We start from the raw sequence: 16,802 nt of genomic DNA on the forward strand, positions 1-16,802 counted from the left end.
ACGCGTCCCGAGGAGATCGTCATGAACAGCGCCACCCTGGAAGACATGCGGACCACGCTGCGAGGACCGGTCATAGGCCCGCGGGACGCCGAGTACGACCAGGCCCGCAAGATCTACAACGCGATGATCGACAAACACCCCGCCGCGATCGTGCGGTGCGCGGACGCGGCGGACGTCATGGCCGCGGTCGCCTACGTCCGCGATCACGGCCTGGAACTCGCCGTGCGGGGCGGCGGGCACAGCGGACCGGGCCTGTGCCTGGTGGACGACGGTGTGACCATCGACCTCTCGCCGATGCGCGGGGTGCGTGTCGACCCGGCGGCGAAGACCGCGCAGGCCGGCGGCGGCGCTCAGCTCGGCGACCTGGACCACGCCACCCACGCGTTCGGCCTGGCCACCCCCACGGGCATCATCTCCATGACGGGGGTCGGGGGCCTGACCCTCGGCGGCGGACACGGCTATCTCACCCGTAGGTACGGCCTGACCGCGGACAACCTGATCGCCGCCGATGTCGTGCTGGCGGACGGCGGCTACGTCACCGCGAGCGCGGACGAACACCCGGACCTGTTCTGGGCCCTGCGGGGAGGCGGCGGCAACTTCGGCATCGCGACCTCCCTCACCTACCGGCTGCACCCGGTGGACACGGTCGGGGTGGGGGTGACCGTCTGGCCGGTGGAGCACACCCGCGAGGCGCTGGCGTGGTACCGCGAGTTCCTGCCACAGGCGCCCGAGGACGTGTACGGCTTCTTCAACGTCTTCGTCGTACCGCCCGGCCCGCCCTTCCCCGAGGAGCTCCACCGGCAGAAGGTGTGCGGCATCGTGTGGTGCCTCACCGGAGACCTGGACCGGCTCGACGAGACGCTCTCAGTGGTCAACGAGGCCGGACCGCCGGCCTTCCACTTCACGACCCCGATGCCCTATGTCGGGCTGCAGAGCATGTTCGACGAACTGATCCCGACCGGCTACCAGTGGTACTGGCGTGGCGACTTCTTCGACCACATCCCGGACGCCGCCCTGGACGTCCACCTCAAGTACGGCGAGAACAATCCCACCCAGCTCTCGCTGATGCACCTCTACCCGGTCGACGGGGCGGTCCACCGGGTGGACCCGGACGACACGGCGTGGAGCTACCGGGACGCGGTGTGGTCCGGCGTCTTCGCCGGTGTGGACCCCGATCCGGTCAACGCCGGGGCCATCAGGCAGTGGTGCGTCGGCTACCAGGAGGAGCTGCACCCGTACTCCATGGGCGGCTCGTACGTGAACTTCATGGGGTCGGGCGAGGGCCAGGAGCGGGTCCGGGCGACCTACCGCGACCACTACGACAGGCTCGCCCGGGTCAAGCGGACCTATGACCCGGACAACCTGTTCCACGCCAACCAGAACATCGCGCCGGCGCAAGGGTGACGACACGGGTCTCCGCTACGGGAGGCGGCCATGGGACAAATGATCAACGCTGACAGTGTGGATCTCTGGGTCGAGCGACGGGGCCAGGGACCCGACGTCCTGCTCATCTCGGGTCTCGGGGACCCCGCCGAGGCGTGGGAGGCGCAGCTCGACGGGCTCGCGGACCGCTACCGGCTCACCGCCTTCGACAACCGTGGCGTCGGGCGTACGCCGCTGCCCGAAGGGCCGCTCACCGTGCCTCGGATGGCAGACGATGCCGCGGCGCTGCTGCGCGCGCTCGAGATACCGGCCGCCCATGTGACCGGCTTCTCGGGAGGCAGCTTCATCGCCCAGGAGCTGGCATTGCGGCATCCGGGCCTGGTCCGCAGCCTGGTCCTGATGAGTACGGCGGCCCGCCCGGACCCCTACTTCCGTGCCATGACGCGCTTCTGGGACTGGATGGTGGAGCGGGCCCCGAGCGAGCGGGCCATGCTCGAGGCGTTCTACCTGTGGATCTACACGCCGCGCGCCCACGCCGACGGCACGGTCGACCGGCTCATCGACGAGGTGCTGGCCTTCGGGCACCCGCAGTCCACGGAAGCCTTCCGGCGCCAGCTCGCGGGGTTCGGCCGCCATGACACGGCCGACCGCCTCGGCGGCATCACGGCACCGACACTCGTCCTCTCGGGCGAGATCGACCTTGCCACACCGCCCCGCCTCGCCCGCGCGGTCGCGGACGGCATCCCGGACGCCGAGTTCGAGATCCTGCCCGGGGAGGCGCATCAGCCGTTCCAGGAGGTGCCGGACGTGTTCAACGCGCGGGTCGAGGCGTTCTGGCGCAAGGTGGAGGCCGGGGACTGACGGTTCGTCACTCCTCCAGCCGGCGCAGTCGTTCCGTATCGCAGGTGCGGGGGCAGGTGCCGCAGGCCTCGTCGGGCCGGATGGCGTAGTAGAGGCAGCAGCCGGCGCGGGTGCGGGTCGTGTGACGGCGGCCGTCGGTGCCGGTCAGCAGGCGGAAGTCCGCTCCCGAGGGGTACGGGCTGACGGGTTCGGGGAGCAGGGCGGTCGCCGCGCGCACGGCGTCCTCCTCGTGGCCGAGGGTCCGGCCGAGGTACCAGATCCCGGAGACGAGGTCGTCGCCGACCATGCCCCACAGGGCGCGCGGTCCGCGGCGCACGGCGGGTCCGAGGGCGGTGAGCAGCGGGCGCATATGGTCGGCGACCGCGGCGCGCAGCTCGGCCCGCAGGGCCTCCTCGCCCGCGACGGTCACCGCGCCCGGCAGCGCGGCGACGGGGTCGCCGGGCAGACAGGCGACGCGGGGCTCGGGCGTGATGGTGTACGCCCCGACCGCGAGGTCCAGCCGCACGGACTGGGGCCGGATGCGCGGCACCCGGCGTTCCAGGTACCAGACGCCGCTCATCAGGAGGGCGACCGACCAGGCGTAGTCGTGCAGGGCGCGTGAGGCGGTGACATGGGGGCGGGGGGTGTGGGCGAAGCGGGTGTGGATGCGTGTGGCCTCGGCGTCCAGGAAAGCGTCGAGGACTGACTGGTCCGACGTCAGTTCGGCGGCGGTGACCGCTTGTTGGCCGTAGGCGGTCCCGGGGTCGGCGACCTCGACGGTCAGCGCCTCGCAGATTCCGGTCAACCGCCGGTAGGCGGTACCGAGGACGGAGGCGAGGGTCGGCGGTGACTCCAGGGCAGTGCGCATCGATCACTCCTACGGGCAGTTGCAACCCGCGATTGGATAGGTAAGGCTAACCTAAGGTACAAGATCGTCGGACGTGCTCCCGACCCACCGATGGAAGACCGCCATGCGCCTGTACCTGCTCGCCCTCAATCCGACGGACTCCGTCACCGAGGGCTTCCTCCCCGCCGCAGCCCGGCTGGGCCTGGACGTCACCGTCCTCACCGACCAGCCCGACGCCCACCGAAGAACCTGCCCGGACGTCGAGGTCCTGGAGTGCGACGTGCGGGACTTCCGGGCCGTCGTGTCGCGGATCTCGGCCCACGACCGCCCCGGTGCCGTCTTCACCAACAGCGACCACCTCCAGACCCAGGCCGCCCTGGCCGCCGACTACTTCGGCCTGCCCGGCAAGGACTGGCGGGCCACCCTGCGCTGCAAGGACAAGGCGGAGATGCGCCGCCGGCTGGCCGCCGCCGGGGCGGACACCGTCTGGTCGGCCGAGCTCACCGGGCCTGCCGCCCCGCCGGGCGCGCCCTACCCCTGTGTCGTCAAACCCCGGGAGGGCGTGGCCAGCGAGGACGTCCTGCTCGTGGAGGGCCCCGAGGACCTGGCGATCCGGGCCAAGGAGATCCTGGAGCGCCGGCCGGGCACCACCCTGGTCGTCGAGGAGTACCTCCCCGGCGAGCTGTGCACGCTGGAGACCCTGGGCGACGGCCGGGTCCGCCACGTCCTGGGCGGCTTCCGCACCGCGTTGTCGCCGCCGCCGCACTTCGTCGAGCGGCGCCTCACCTTCGTCCCCGCGCACCCCGAGCCGGTCGTCGCGCAGGTGCTCGCCCAACTGGACGCGCTCGGCGTCGGGTTCGGCGCCTGTCACACCGAGTTCGTGGTACACGAGGGACGGGCACGGATCATCGAGGTCAACTACCGGGCCATCGGCGACCAGTGCGACCTGCTGCTCGAACGGCTCCTCGGCATCCCGCTGTTCGAGCACATCCTCCGCACCCATCTGGGCGAACCGCTCCCGGCCGATCCGGGTGCCCGCCGCGATCGCGCCGCCCTTCTGGAGTACCCGTGCGCAGACCGTGCCGGGACCCTGACCGACGCCCCGGCCGCCGCCGAGCTCACCGTCGACGGGGTGTGCCTGACGTACCGTCCGCTGCGGACGGTGGGCGAGCGGCACGAGCTGTACGGCACCAACCGCGACTACCTCGGCGTCCTGCGGGCCACCGGCACCGACCAGGACACCGTGGACCGCGTGGCCGCCGATTTCCTGGCCGACCTCCGCTGGGAGATCCGGGCGTGACCGTACTGCCATCCGTGCCGGACACCTGCGCGGCCGAGCTGCTCACCCGGGTACTGAGCGCCCTGCTGCGCGAGGACGTCGTCGGCCTGCGTACCCGCAGCACGCTCGTCCACCGGCCGGACGGACCCTGGCTGCGGTGCGCCGCCGGTCGTGACGCCCTGCTGCTGCCGGTCGCCGAGGACGGCTTCCAGTGCCGCTACACCGCCCGGCTGCCGCTGCTCCTGCGGGCTTCGGACGGCGCCGAGCTGACGTCGTACGAGGAGGTGCTGGACGCGCTGCGCGCGCTCGCCGAGCCCGAGGACCGGGCCGGCTTCGACGCCTTCACCGAGGAGTGCCGGCAGACGCTGGCCACGTTACGGCTGCACGCGGACACCCGCGATGCCGTAGCCGGGCGGCTGACCGACCGTCACGGTGCCGAGCCGGCGCGCTGGACCGGCCTCGGCGGCGGGACGGCGTTCGACGCGCTCGCCGCCCGTCTGGACCATCCGGTGTACCCGACGGCACGCGGCCGGGCCGCGCTGGGCGAGGAGCAACTCCGGTCGTACGCACCCGAGTTCCATCCACGGTTCCCGCTGCGCTGGCTCGCCGTGCCCCGGGACGCGGTCCTGCTGACCGGCACGCTTCCGGAACTGTGGCCCACGCCCGCGCGGCTCGGTCTGGCCGAGCTGGAGCGCACGCACCTCGCCCTGCCGGTGCACCCGCTGACCGTCGGCCCAGCGCTCGACGCGGCCTTACGGGCCGCCGGTCTGCGCGGGCGGGCGGTACTGGCCGAACAAGGCTGCCTCGACGTCGTACCGACTCTGTCCATGCGGACGGTGGCGACGACGGCGGACCCGGGACTGCACCTCAAACTGCCCCTGGACACCTCGTCGTTGGGGCTGCGCAACAAGCGGTCAGTCAAGCCCGGCACACTCGTCGACGGGGCCGTGGGGCAGCGGCTGATCCACGCGGTGATCGCCCGCGAGCCCCGGTTCCGGGACACGATCCTGCACGCCGACGAGACCACCTACGCCCACGCGGGGCACGAACTCCTGGCCGTGCTGTGCCGCCGCTACCCGGCCGGTCTCGGGGACTCGGTCGTCGTGCCGATGGCGGCGCTCCTCGCCGAGGCCCCCGACGGACGGCTGGTCGTCGACCATCTCGCCGACCGCTTCTACGGCGGCGATCCGATCGCCCTGCTCGACGCCTGTCTGACGCTGCTGTTCGACTGGCAGACCACGCTGTTCGGGTACGGCATGGCGCTGGAGTCGCACCAGCAGAACATCTCCCTGGTGCTCCGGCCGGGCGGCCTCAGGCTGCTCTTCAAGGACAACGACGGGCCGCGGGTCAACGCGGGGCGGCTGCACGCCCGGATCCCCGGCGGATGGGACTTCGACGACCCCCGGATCCTCGGCACGGAGGACGGGCCGGTGGCCGACCTCTTCGCCACCATCACCGTCCATCTGTGCGCGGGCGCCCACGCGTTCGGGCTGGCCCGGCACGGCCGCGCCCCGCTGCCCGTGCTGCTGCGGCTGGTGCGCGAACGGCTGGCCGAGGCCGTGGAGCGGCTCGGCGGCGAGGCGGGGGACGTTCTGCGCGCCCGGGTCCTCGACGCCCCGGAGCTGCCGGTGAAGGCGATGGTCACGGCCGGGACGCTGCTCAGCAAGGAGCGTTCGGGCGCCGCCGACATCAACAAGCACTACACCACCGGGCCCAACTACCTGCTGGCCTCCCGGAGTACGCCATGAGAACCCGGGACGGGACCGGACCGCCGGTTCCGTCGTCGCCGCCCGTACTCGCCCCGCCCTCCCCGCACCGCGCAACCGCTGGAGCCCGCCATGCCCTCGCTGACCGAATCGCCCGGCCGCACCACCGCGCCGGTCGCCCTGCCCACCGCCGACGACGTGGTTGCCTACACCCTGCTGAACTGCCTGCTGCGCGAGGTGTCCGGGCCGGAGCGGCAGACCGTCGTCGCCGACGGCCGCCTGCTGCTGCGGCTGCCCTGCCGCGGGGTGCTGCTGAGTGTCGCCCTGCGCCGCACCTCGCTGCTCGGGGCGCACCGGTTCACCGGCCCGGTGCGCGAGGAGCGGGACGGCGGCTGGGCGGAGGTGGACTGGCGGCGGCTGGCCGAGTTCACCCGTGACGAGTTGTCGCTGCGCACCGGTGTGCGCAACGAGGAGTTCCTGGCGCAGGTCGCCTCCAGTCACGCGGCCGTCGAGGGTGCGCTCACCGCCCTGCCGGAGGTGCCGGAGCCTCCGGGCGACCCACTGTCCGCCTACCTCTCCTCCGAGCAGTCCCTGCTCTTCGGGCACCGCTTCCACCCCACGCCCAAGGCCCGCACGGGCGACCCGCGTTCCTGGGCGTCGTACGCCCCCGAGACGGGTGCCTCCTTCCCGCTGCGGCACCTCGCTGTGCGGGAGCACCTGATCGCGCAGGAGAGTGCCGAACCGTGGGCCATCGCCGCCCTGGACCGGCTGCGCCCGGACGTCCCGGACGGCTACCGGCTGCTGCCCGCCCACCCGTGGCAGTACGAGACGCTCCGGGAGCACCCGCTGCTGCGCACCGCCCTGGAGCGCGGCGACGTACTCGACCTGGGGACGGGCGGCCGGCCCTTCGCGGCCACCGCGTCCGTGCGCACGCTGTACGACGGGGAGACGTTCCTGAAGTTCAGCCTGAACGTGCGGATCACCAACTGCCTGCGCAAGAACAGCAGTTACGAGCTGACCGGGGCGGTCGCCCTCACCCGGGCGCTGGGCCCGGCCCTGTCCGATCTCGCCGGGCGCTTCCCCGGCGGTGCCGTGCTCCGCGAACCCGCCTACCGCACCCTCGCCCTGCCCGGGCCCGACGGAGTGCCGGACCGCGACCTGCTGGAGGGCTTCGGCGTCATCGTCCGCGAGGGACTGTCCCGACGGCTCGCCCCCGGCACCACTCCCCTGCTCGCGGCCGCCGTCGCCGACGAGTACCCGACGAGCGCCGCCCAGGTTTCCCGGCTTCTCGCCGGGGCGGACGCGGCCACGGCGCTCGACTGGTGGTCGGCCTATCTGGACCTCCTCCTGCCGCCCGTCCTCGCCGCCTACTTCGACCACGGCCTGGTCCTGGAACCGCATCTGCAGAACGTGCTGCTCTGCGTCGACGACGCCGGCCGGCCCGCCCAGGTCCTCTTCCGGGACCTGGAGGGCACCAAGCTGGTGCCCGAGCAGCACACGGAGACGCTGGCCGCGCTGGAGCCGGAGGTGGCCGGGCCGATGACGTACGACGCGCGGCGCGGCTGGGACCGGGTCGTGTACTGCCTGCTCGTCAACCACGTGGCCGAGATGCTCGCGGCCCTCGCCGACCTGCATCCGGAAACGGAGGCGGCACTGTGGGCACGCGTGCGGGAGACGCTGCGCGCCTACGCCGACCGGCACGGCTGCCCGCCCCGTCTGGCCGCCCTGCTCGCCGGGGTGCCGCTGCCCGCCAAGACCAACCTGCTCACCCGCTGGGAGCGCAAGGCCGACCGCCGGGCCGGCTACGTCCGGCTGCCGTCGCCGCTGGGCGAAGAGGTGCTGCACGAGGCGAAGAGGAACTCCCGGTGACCCGCCCCACCTCCGCGGTGAACGACCGCGCTCTGTCACTGCCGTCTACGGAACTACCGGCCTACCTCTACGACTTGACGGCCCTGCGCACACATGCCGCAGGGATTCGGGCCGCGCTGCCCGGGCGGGTCGAGCTGTACTACGCGGCCAAGGCCAACCCGGAGCCGGAGATCCTGGCCGCGCTGGAGTCCTGCGTCGACGGGTACGAGGTCGCGTCGGGCGGTGAACTCGCCCATGTCGCCAAGGCGGTGCCGGGCCGGCCGCTGGCCTTCGGCGGGCCGGGCAAGACGCCGGACGAGATGACGGCCGCGCTGGAGCTGGGCGTCGAGCGCTTCCACGTCGAGAGCGAGCACGAGCTGCGCGTGCTGGCCGAGCTGGTCCGCCGCGTCGCGCCCCGGCGGCGTGTCGCGGTGCTGCCGCGCGTCAACCTGCCGGTTCCCGAGGGCTCGCTCGCGGGGAGCTCGCTGGCGATGGGCGGACGGCCGACGCCCTTCGGCCTGGACCCGGCGCGGGCCGAGTCCGTGATCCGGGCGCTCGCCGACAGCACGTACCCGCAGCTCGAACTGCGGGGCGTACACGCCCACCTGGCGAGCGGCCTGGAAGCGGCGGAACTGCTGAGGGTCGCGGAGGTCGTGGTCGGATGGACCACGGGGCTCGGCGTGCCGGTCGAGGAGGTCAACGTCGGGGGCGGCATGAGCGTCGACTACGCCGACCCGGAGCGCCGCTTCGACTGGGCTGCGTACGGCGAAGGGCTGACCCGGCTCACCGAGGCACATCCAGGACTGAGACTGCGGATCGAGCCGGGGCGGGCGCTCACCGCGTACTGCGGCTGGTACGCCACGGAGGTGCTGGACGTGAAGCGCAGCCACGGCGAGGAGTTCGCCGTCGTCCGGGGCGGCACACACCATCTGCGCACCCCGGCGACGAAGGGACACGACCAGCCCTGCTCCGTGCTGCCCGTGGACACCTGGCCGCACCCGTGGCCGCGCCCGGTGGCGAAGAACGGGCCCGTCACACTCGCGGGGCAGCTGTGCACGCCGAAGGACGTGCTGGCCCGCCGGGTGCCGGTGCCGGTGCCGGAGCTCAGGGCCGGGGACCGGGTGGTGTTCTCCCTGGCGGGCGCCTACGCCTGGAACATCTCGCATCACGACTTCCTGATGCATCCCAGGCCGGGGTTCCACTTCCTGGACGGCGACGCCTAGGGTCCCTCGGCCCCATGCGTGCCGCAGTGTCACGGAGTGGGAGTGGACCGGCCCCGTCCGACCGGTCCACTCCCGTTCCCTCTACGGCCTGAGCTGCCTGCCGCCGGCGCTGCGCCGAGTCAGGCCGCGACGAGGGCGGGTGCCGCCGGTGCCGCCGGTTCCTCGGCCTCGGCCAGCAGAGCCATGAGCGTCGCCCGGGCACGGGCCACCCGGGAGCGGACCGTGCCGACCGGGCAGTCGCTCAGCGCGGCGGCCTCCGCGTACGGCAGCCCGAGCAGCTGTGTGAGGACGAACGCCTCGCGCCGCTCCTGGGGCAGTCCGTCCATCAGCTCGAGCAGTGCCACGCCGTCGTCGAAGCCGGGCAGACCGCGCGGCTGGGCGAGTTCGACCGCCAGCTCCCAGTCCGGCAGATCGGCCGGGCGGGGGCGCACGGCGGAGTAGCGAAGGCTGTCCGCCACCGCACGCCGGGCGATGGCCAGCAGCCAGACGCGTGCCGAGGAACGGCCCTCGAACCGGTGCAGACTGCCGAGCGCCCGCAGGAACGTGTCCTGCGCCAGATCGTCCACGGCCTGCGGATCGGCGCACAGATGGGCGACGTAGCGGATGACGTCACGGTGCAGGGCGCGCACGAAGTGGTCGACGGCCGCGGAGTCGCCACCGCGCGCGGCCAGCGCCCAGGCGGTTATCGACTCGTCGGACGACGGATTTCTCTCGTGCGAAAGGGGCAGGGCAGGAGTGATCACCTGGTGTCCTTCTCGGAAATGCCGGGACCACGCGAACACGCGCGCGGCCCGGTGAGCGGGGTTACGGCCGCATCCGTACGGCGCGACGCGCGGACGGAGGTACGACCGAGACCGGGGCGCGCAGAGTGCTGCCCCGGGACTGCCGGCTGCCGTCAGGCGGCAGCGGCCCCCGCGGGCGGTCCTCGAGAGGTGATCGCGTGGACGAGAAGGAGAAGGCGGGGCGCGCGGTCCGAGGACCAGCGCCGTACCCGCACGGGCGGGGGCGGCGGCGTGGGCAGGGCGAACAGGAGCCGCAGCGGCGCGGCCAGCCTGCTCCCCACGGCGCGCAACAGACGGAAGACGGCACGTTCACCGTGGCCCAGCCACAGTCCGCACAGCAGCGCGGCCAGCAGGTGGGCGGCGAGCATGCCGAGGGACGAGTCACCGCCCGGGGTGTGTCCCGTATGCCCCATGTGATGGGACATGGAGCCCATGTCATGCCCCATGGATCCCATGCCGTGACCCATGGCCCCCATGCCATGACCCGTGGAGGCCATATCCATGGTGTCCGTACCACCCGCTGCCCCGGCGGCCGGTGACGGTACGAGCGAGAACGCCGAGTGCAGTCCGGTCTGGACGACCACGGCGACGGCGACGACCAGCCGGAGTCCGCGTTCACGGCCCGCCAGGCACCAGCCCGCCACACCCGTCACGGCCCAGCCGGCCACCAGGGTCGACAGGGGAACGTGATCGCCGGACATCATGACGTGCCCCAGGGCGGCGAGCACGACACAGACGGCCGCGAACACCGCGGCCCGTGTCGCGCGAGCACACCACCCTGCTGTCATGGCGCCTCATCTTCGCATCCGGCCCCGATTCTGCACCCATGGGTACGGGCATCGCCCGGCCCTGGTACTCAATCGGCGACGTGTGATCCAGGCCACTGTCCAGGAATCGATGCCTCCGGCCGGGCCACGGCAGAATCCCCGGCGTGGACATCACCGCGCAGGAGCTCAACCGGGCGACCCTCGGCCGTCAGTTGCTGCTGGGCAGGGAGGTGATGGAGGCCGGGGAGGCCGTGCGGCGTGTGGTGGCGCTCCAGGCGCAGCATGCCGCTTCGCCGTATCTGGCGCTGTGGAACCGGCTGGCCGGCTTCTCCCCGGCCGAGCTGGACGAGGCCTTCGCCCGGCGCGCGGTGGTCAAGGCGACCCTGATGCGCATCACACTGCACGCGGTCCACGCTGACGACTACCAGGTGTTCCGCGAGGCGATGCAGCAGACGCTGTACGCGTCACGGCTCGGCTTCCGCTTCGCCGCCGCGGGGCTCACGCCGGCCGACGGCGAGGCACTCGTCCCGGAACTGCTGGACTTCGCCGACCGGCCGCGGACGGCCGCAGAACTCCAGGCGTGGCTGGAGGAGCGGGTCGGCGCGGACAAGAAGGCCGGCGCGTGGTGGGGGCTCAAGGGGTACGCGCCACTGCTCCACCTCCCGACCGGCGGACCCTGGTCGTTCGGCACCCGGGCGTCCTTCGCAGCGGCGCGGACCGGTCCCGTGCCGACGGGCCGGGAGTCGGCGACGGACGCACTCGGCCAGCTCGTCCTGCGATATCTGCGGGGCTTCGGACCGGCGTCGGTGGCGGACGTGGCCCAGTTCGCCATGCTGCCGCGGCAGCCGATACGGCGGACGCTGCTGGCCCTCTCCGACACGGTGGAACAGCTCCGAGGCCCGGACGGGACGGTCCTGTACGACGTACCGGACGCCCCGCGCCCACCGGCGGACACTCCGGCGCCGCCGCGCCTCATGGCCATGTGGGACAGCGTCCTGCTGGCCCACGCCGACCGCAGCCGCGTGATCCCCCCGGACTACCGCCGCCTCGTGATCCGCGTGAACGGTGACGTACTGCCCACCCTCCTGGTCGACGGCCGGGTCGCCGGCGTGTGGCGCGCGATCGACGGCGGCATCGAGGTCACGGCGTTCCACGACCTGCCGCCCACCACATGGGACGCCCTCGCACAGGAAGCCACCTCCCTGACAAGCCTCCTCACCGACCGCGACCCCGAGCCCTACAGCCGCTACCACCACTGGTGGGCGAAACTCCCCGCCGGACAGGTCCGACGGCTCACCGGCCGGGGGTGACTCGTCCGTGGCGGAGCGCGATGATCGCGTTGTCGACGAGTTCCATCACCGGGATCGAGACGGTGTCCGCGGCCAGCGCGACCTTGATCGCGGACTTGAGGCCGAGGCCGGCCCGCAGGACCGTGCATTCCGCGGGAGGCATGGGCGGACCGGGCTGTGATCCTGTCCTGCCCGCTCCCCCGGTGATCGATCCGCTTAGAGTGTCGGGTCATGACGACACAGGCCGACCGGTCAGCGCAGGCGTATCTCTCCGAGTTGTTCTCCCTGGACGGCCGCGTCGCGGTGGTCACCGGCGGGAGTTCCGGCATCGGTCGCGCCATCGCCGGCGCCCTCGCTCGCGCCGGCGCCGGCGTGGTGGTCGTGGCCCGGGGGGAGGCCGGACTGACCGCGACGGTCGAGGAGCTGACGGCTCAGGGCTGCCGCGCCGCGTGGGTCAGCGCCGACCTGAGCACACGCGAGGGGGTGCGGACGGCCGCCGAGCGGGCGGTCGAGGCGTTCGGGGAGCCCGACATTCTCGTCAACAGCGCCGGGATCAATCTGCGCCCGCCGATGGACGAACTCACCGAGGACGTCTGGGACCTCACGATGGCCGTCAACCTGGAGGCGCCCTTCCTGCTGGGGCAGCGCTTCGGCCCGGGCATGGCGGAGCGCGGGTTCGGGCGGATCCTGCACATCAGCTCGCAGCAGGCGCACCGGGCGTTCGTGCAGAGCGGCGCGTACGGCGCGTCGAAGGGCGGACTGGAGTCGCTGGCGCGCTCCCAGGCCGAGGCGTGGTCGCCGCGCGGCGTCACCTGCAACGTCCTGGTGCCGGGCTTCGTCATGACAGCGCTCAACAAGCGCCTGTCGTCGGATCCGGAGAAGGTGGCCGCCCTCGCCGAACGCACGCTGATCGGGCGGAACGGCCTGGCCGAGGACTTCGCGGGCGCGGCCGTCTTCCTTGCGAGCCCGGCGTCCGCCTACGTCACCGGACAGTCGGTCTACGTCGACGGCGGTATGTCCGTCCACTGACGCGGCGGCCTGATCAGCCCGCCGGGTCCTTCCGCCACACGAAGACCTCCGTGCTCGGGGCCCGTTCGGAGAACCGGCCCGTGGGCGAGGCCTCGCGCAACAGCAGCCGAAGGTCCGTCTCGAAGTCGTCCCGGCGTCCTTCGAAGAGGTGCGGGGCCGAGAAGGACATGGAGAACACCCAGGCGACGACATCGTCGAAGGTCCGCTCCAGAATCTGCCCGCCGGGGACGACGAGACGCCGGGGGCCGGAGAAGCCCGACCGGACGAAGACCTCGTCCTCCGCGCCCGGTGTGCCGTGCGCCAGCACCCCGCGGCCCGCTCGTCGCACGGGCCCCAGGTACCGCTTCACCAGGTCGTCCACCCCCGCGTAGGGGACGGCCGGGTGCGGCATGCCGTCGACGGTTCTGGGCTCCGTCTTCAGGTCCGCGATGTGCACCAGCGCCCCGCCGGGCAGGAGCATGTCCCGGACGGTCGTGGCGACCAGGTCGCGGTCCATCCAGTGGAAGGACTGGCCGAAGGTGGCGACGGCGAACATGCCGAGCCCCGCGGGCAGATCCTCGGCCCGCGCCCGCACCCACCGGGTCTTGGCGCCCACTCCCCGGCCGGCCGCCCCGCGCCCGGCCTCGGCGATCATCCCGCTGTCGGGGTCCACCCCCACGATCTCACCGAACAGATGCGCGAGGCTCAGGGCGATGGTTCCGGGCCCGCAGCCCACGTCGAGGAGACGCCCCTCCCCGTCGAGCAGCAGTTCCTCGGCGAGCGCGTCCGCGAGCCCGGCGGCGTACGGCAGCCGTCCCCGCTCGTAGTACGCGGCGGTCCCCGAGAACAAGGTGTCGTCCCACTCCCAGCCGACCACCATGTCCGCCCACCACCCTCACACCACAGAGTCCCGCGACCGCCCGGCCGTTCGACGACCCCGATGATTCCACGGCCCCGCCCGGAGGTTCCCCCGTCGGAGAGCGGCCGACGGGCGCTTGTCAGTGCCCGGTGTCACGCTGGGCACACAGAACCTGCGGAAGGGAAGCATCGCCATGATCACCACCGAGTTCGCCCCCGGTTCCCCCTGTTGGCTCGACCTCGGCGCGCCGGACGTCCGGACTGCCGCTGCCTTCTACGGCGCCGTGCTCGGGTGGGACTTCGAGTCCATGGGCGAGAGCGAGGACTTCGAGGGCGGGATGTTCCGGAAGGACGGCAAGATCGTCGCCGGGCTCGGCAAGCTCACCGAGGAGGGCGCGCGCTCGGCCTGGATGCTCTACTTCAGCGTCCCCGACGCGGACGCCACGACGAAGGCCGTGGAGCAGTTGGGCGGCTCCGTGCGCGTCGCGCCGATGGACCTCGAGGAATGGGGCCGGATGGCGCAGTACACCGACCCGCAGGGAGGCCAGTTCGCCGTGTGGCAGCCGGGGACGACCAAGGGCCTCGACCTGGTCGACGAGCCGGGCTCGCTGTCCTGGACCGAGCTGTACACGAGCGACGCGGCGGCCGCGAAGGAGTTCTACGGCGGCCTCTTCGACTGGCGGTTCAGTGACATGCCGCTGCCGGGCGGCGGGGGCACGTACACGCTGATCACCCCCGCCGGACTGCCCGAGGAGCGGATGCACGGCGGGCTCATGGAGGTCGGCAAGTCGGACCTGTCGCTGGCGAACGGACGGCCGTACTGGCACCCGGTCTTCGCCGTCGACGACTGCGACGCCGCGGTGGCCAAGGTCAGGGAGAACGGCGGCACCGTACAGATGGGCCCCGAGGACGCGGAGGGGGTCGGCCGGCTGGCCGTCTGCCTCGACCCGGCGAACGCGGACTTCGTGGTGCTCACCCCCGCCCAGGGCTGAACCGCCCGCCCCCTGAAGAGGTGCTGCGGCCGGCCCTGGTGTCGGGGGCGGGGTCACCACCAGCGATGGATGTCCCCGGCGATCCGCCGCTTCCCGAGCGGCTGCACCTCGCGGGCGTTGCCCTCGGGGAAGAGGCTCCGGTAGTGCTCCAGCGCCGCGGCGGACGCCTGTACCGGATGGGTCAGGACCGTCCAGCGCACGCCTGTGGTGTAGGGGCAGGTCGTGGTGGACCCGAGGTAGCGGTAGGACTCGGTGCACGGCGGCAGCAGGGTGTCGATCTCCACGTCGGGGACGTCCCAGGGGTCTTCGCTCCGGCGGGCGGATTCCAGCAGCCGGTCCAGGGAGCCGTTGGCGTCGCCCGGGTGGATGAACACGGCGAGCACCGCGTACTCCTTCGCACCGGCTGCGGCCGCAGTCCCGTCCCCGTCACTCTCCCCGATCGTCCGTGCGTACTTCAGGTGCTGTTCCATCGGGAACGCCACCCCGCCGACGGTGTGCTCGGACGGCGTGTGCCAGTGGATGTCCTCCAGGTGGTAGGTCGCGTCGCCGACGCTCATCAGGCAGTCCTGTCCGCGCGGCGGCTCGGCCTTCACCGAGCCCTCCTCGGCCCGGACGCAGTCGGGCCGGTGCCGCTTCGGGCGTTCGAAGCGCAGACGCATGGTGAGCCGGGCCGGATGGCGCAGGCGCAGCGGCGGCAGGGACGAGACGTCGGTGGTCTGCGGACGGATGTCGACCGGGCTCTGGGACTGCAGCGCGGTGTCGACGGCGGAGTGGGCGGGAGCGGTCAGGGACACGGGCGATCACTTTCGGTCGACGGGCGGACGGCCGGGGAACGACGACCGCATCCTTTTCCCTCGGCGGCGCCCCGGACGCGCCAGGTCACCCGGACTGCTGAACACCCCGGATCGCGGCCTTGACGCGCTACGGTCGCGACATGAACCAAGGTCCCGGTGCGGCGGCTCAGGAACCCGGCGAGGACGCCGTCCGCGCGTTCACCGATCTGGCGCGGGACTGGGCGGCGGCGATCGTCGCCAACGACCCCGTACGCATCGCGGGCTTCATGGCGGACGAGTGGGTGATCGTCTCCGAGTCGGGGATCGACCCGAAGGAGAGGTTCCTCTCCCTCGTGGAGTCCGGGGAGCTCAGCCACTCCGCGATGGACCTCAGGACCCGGCCCAGGGTCCGCGTCTACGGCGACACGGCCGTGGTCACCGGACGGGTCACCAACACGGCCCACTTCCGGGGCGAGCGCCACGACGCCGACGAGTGGACGACGGACGTGTTCGTGAAGCGGGACGGCCGCTGGCGGTGCGTGCTGAGCCACATCACATCAGCGGTCCCCGACATCCCGTCCTCGGCCCCCGACATCGCACCGGCGACCCCCGAATGAGCGTTCATGTGTTTTGCATATGATGCGCAAATGCACGACTACAGCATCAGGGAAGCCACGCCCGCGGACATCGACGGGGCGCGGGTGGTGATGCTGGACGCCGTGTACCGCGACTTCGACACCGGCTATGTGCCGAACTGGCACGCCGACATCATCGACCCGGTGCCCTTCTACGTCGAACCGCCGCGGCACACCCTCCTGGTGGCCGTGGACGAGCGGGACGGGACGGTGGCGGCCACGGGGGCGCTGGACGCGCGCGGGCCGGCGCATCCGCCGAACCCGCGCTGGCTGGCCGAGCGGTACCCCTCGGGCGAGACCGCACAGCTGCGGCGGCTGTACGTGGGCCCCGCGCACCGGCGGCGCGGACTGGCCCGGCGGCTGGTGGCAGGCCTGGTCGACTTCGCCCGGGCCGACGGGGGTTACCGGTCCGTCTATCTGCACACGTATCCGCACTCGCCCGGCGCGATGGGCCTGTGGCGGACGCTGGGCAAGGTGGTGTGCGACGAGCGGGAGGAAGTGCCCGGCGGCGGCAGCGGCGTGGTGCACTTCGAGATTCCCTTCGCCTGAGCACCACGGGGACGACACTGAAC

16 protein-coding genes and 1 pseudogene are annotated in these 16,802 nt (G+C 72.6%); 11 read left to right on the plus strand and 6 right to left on the minus strand.

Features of this window, described 5'->3' with window-relative positions; translation table 11 throughout:
- Nucleotides 1-21: 21 nt before the first annotated feature.
- Together ACWIF2_RS03065 and ACWIF2_RS03070 are read left to right on the plus strand one after the other, a co-directional pair.
- Nucleotides 22-1,404 (plus strand): FAD-binding oxidoreductase, encoded by a 1,383-nt coding sequence (locus ACWIF2_RS03065; protein ID WP_454358268.1) that lies wholly within the window; start codon nt 22-24, stop codon nt 1,402-1,404.
- Between the two features lie 30 nt (nt 1,405-1,434).
- A complete protein-coding gene (locus ACWIF2_RS03070; protein WP_454358270.1) occupies nt 1,435-2,244 on the plus strand; it encodes an alpha/beta fold hydrolase in 810 nt (269 codons plus the stop codon).
- 7 nt (nt 2,245-2,251) lie between these two features.
- Here ACWIF2_RS03070 and ACWIF2_RS03075 read toward each other — a convergent pair whose 3' ends face one another.
- Nucleotides 2,252-3,091, minus strand: coding sequence for a (2Fe-2S)-binding protein (locus ACWIF2_RS03075; protein ID WP_454358271.1), 840 nt, complete (start codon nt 3,089-3,091; stop codon nt 2,252-2,254).
- A 103-nt stretch (nt 3,092-3,194) separates the two neighbouring features.
- Here ACWIF2_RS03075 and ACWIF2_RS03080 point away from each other — a divergent pair, with 103 nt between their 5' ends.
- The 4 genes from ACWIF2_RS03080 to ACWIF2_RS03095 all read left to right on the plus strand — a co-directional run bounded on the left by ACWIF2_RS03080 (nt 3,195) and on the right by ACWIF2_RS03095 (nt 9,126).
- Nucleotides 3,195-4,370, plus strand: a complete 1,176-nt coding sequence (locus tag ACWIF2_RS03080; RefSeq protein WP_454358272.1) for an ATP-grasp domain-containing protein — start codon at nt 3,195-3,197, stop codon at nt 4,368-4,370.
- Nucleotides 4,367-6,097 carry an IucA/IucC family protein gene (locus ACWIF2_RS03085; protein ID WP_454358273.1) on the plus strand — a complete coding sequence of 577 codons (1,731 nt, stop codon included), beginning with the start codon at nt 4,367-4,369 and terminating at the stop codon, nt 6,095-6,097. Before ACWIF2_RS03080 ends, ACWIF2_RS03085 begins: the two co-directional genes overlap by 4 nt.
- Before the next feature lie 90 nt (nt 6,098-6,187).
- Nucleotides 6,188-7,924, plus strand: coding sequence for an IucA/IucC family protein (locus ACWIF2_RS03090; RefSeq protein ID WP_454358274.1), 1,737 nt, complete (start codon nt 6,188-6,190; stop codon nt 7,922-7,924).
- Complete coding sequence (locus ACWIF2_RS03095) at nt 7,921-9,126, plus strand: type III PLP-dependent enzyme (RefSeq protein ID WP_454358275.1); 1,206 nt, start codon at nt 7,921-7,923, stop codon at nt 9,124-9,126. The genes ACWIF2_RS03090 and ACWIF2_RS03095 overlap by 4 nt, the downstream gene beginning before the upstream one ends.
- A 119-nt stretch (nt 9,127-9,245) precedes the next feature.
- Here the strand turns inward: ACWIF2_RS03095 and ACWIF2_RS03100 are convergent, their stop codons facing one another.
- Nucleotides 9,246-9,869, minus strand: a complete 624-nt coding sequence (locus ACWIF2_RS03100; RefSeq protein WP_454358276.1) for a sigma-70 family RNA polymerase sigma factor — start codon at nt 9,867-9,869, stop codon at nt 9,246-9,248.
- 152 nt (nt 9,870-10,021) lie between these two features.
- On the minus strand, nt 10,022-10,696 hold the full coding sequence (locus tag ACWIF2_RS03105; RefSeq protein ID WP_454358277.1) for a hypothetical protein: 675 nt from the start codon (nt 10,694-10,696) through the stop codon (nt 10,022-10,024).
- Nucleotides 10,697-10,839: 143 nt separating this feature from the next.
- Here ACWIF2_RS03105 and ACWIF2_RS03110 point away from each other — a divergent pair, with 143 nt between their 5' ends.
- A complete protein-coding gene (locus ACWIF2_RS03110) occupies nt 10,840-11,985 on the plus strand; it encodes a winged helix DNA-binding domain-containing protein (RefSeq protein WP_454358278.1) in 1,146 nt (381 codons plus the stop codon).
- A 4-nt stretch (nt 11,986-11,989) separates the two neighbouring features.
- Here the strand turns inward: ACWIF2_RS03110 and ACWIF2_RS03115 are convergent.
- Nucleotides 11,990-12,106, minus strand: a pseudogene (locus tag ACWIF2_RS03115) (DUF4396 domain-containing protein); the annotation flags it as partial.
- Between the two features lie 89 nt (nt 12,107-12,195).
- Here ACWIF2_RS03115 and ACWIF2_RS03120 point away from each other — a divergent pair.
- Entirely contained in the window at nt 12,196-12,993 is a 798-nt protein-coding gene (locus ACWIF2_RS03120; RefSeq protein ID WP_454358279.1) for an SDR family NAD(P)-dependent oxidoreductase, read from the plus strand.
- A 13-nt stretch (nt 12,994-13,006) separates the two neighbouring features.
- Here ACWIF2_RS03120 and ACWIF2_RS03125 read toward each other — a convergent pair whose 3' ends face one another.
- The gene (locus ACWIF2_RS03125) at nt 13,007-13,852 is read right to left on the minus strand and encodes a class I SAM-dependent methyltransferase (protein ID WP_454358280.1); all 846 of its coding nucleotides are present in this window, start codon (nt 13,850-13,852) and stop codon (nt 13,007-13,009) included.
- A 172-nt stretch (nt 13,853-14,024) separates the two neighbouring features.
- Here ACWIF2_RS03125 and ACWIF2_RS03130 point away from each other — a divergent pair, with 172 nt between their 5' ends.
- Nucleotides 14,025-14,822 carry a VOC family protein gene (locus ACWIF2_RS03130; RefSeq protein ID WP_454358281.1) on the plus strand — a complete coding sequence of 266 codons (798 nt, stop codon included), beginning with the start codon at nt 14,025-14,027 and terminating at the stop codon, nt 14,820-14,822.
- A 53-nt stretch (nt 14,823-14,875) separates the two neighbouring features.
- On the opposite strand, the gene ACWIF2_RS03135 is transcribed toward ACWIF2_RS03130, so the two are convergent.
- The gene (locus ACWIF2_RS03135) at nt 14,876-15,616 is read right to left on the minus strand and encodes a carbonic anhydrase family protein (RefSeq protein ID WP_454358282.1); all 741 of its coding nucleotides are present in this window, start codon (nt 15,614-15,616) and stop codon (nt 14,876-14,878) included.
- Nucleotides 15,617-15,756: 140 nt separating this feature from the next.
- Between ACWIF2_RS03135 and ACWIF2_RS03140 the strand changes: the two genes are divergently transcribed.
- Both ACWIF2_RS03140 and ACWIF2_RS03145 read left to right on the plus strand, forming a co-directional pair.
- Nucleotides 15,757-16,212 (plus strand): nuclear transport factor 2 family protein, encoded by a 456-nt coding sequence (locus ACWIF2_RS03140; protein ID WP_454358283.1) that lies wholly within the window; start codon nt 15,757-15,759, stop codon nt 16,210-16,212.
- Between the two features lie 30 nt (nt 16,213-16,242).
- A complete protein-coding gene (locus tag ACWIF2_RS03145; RefSeq protein ID WP_454358284.1) occupies nt 16,243-16,779 on the plus strand; it encodes a GNAT family N-acetyltransferase in 537 nt (178 codons plus the stop codon).
- The last annotated feature ends 23 nt before the right edge of the window (nt 16,780-16,802 follow it).

Source organism: Streptomyces sp. NPDC055506 (genome assembly GCF_053643595.1).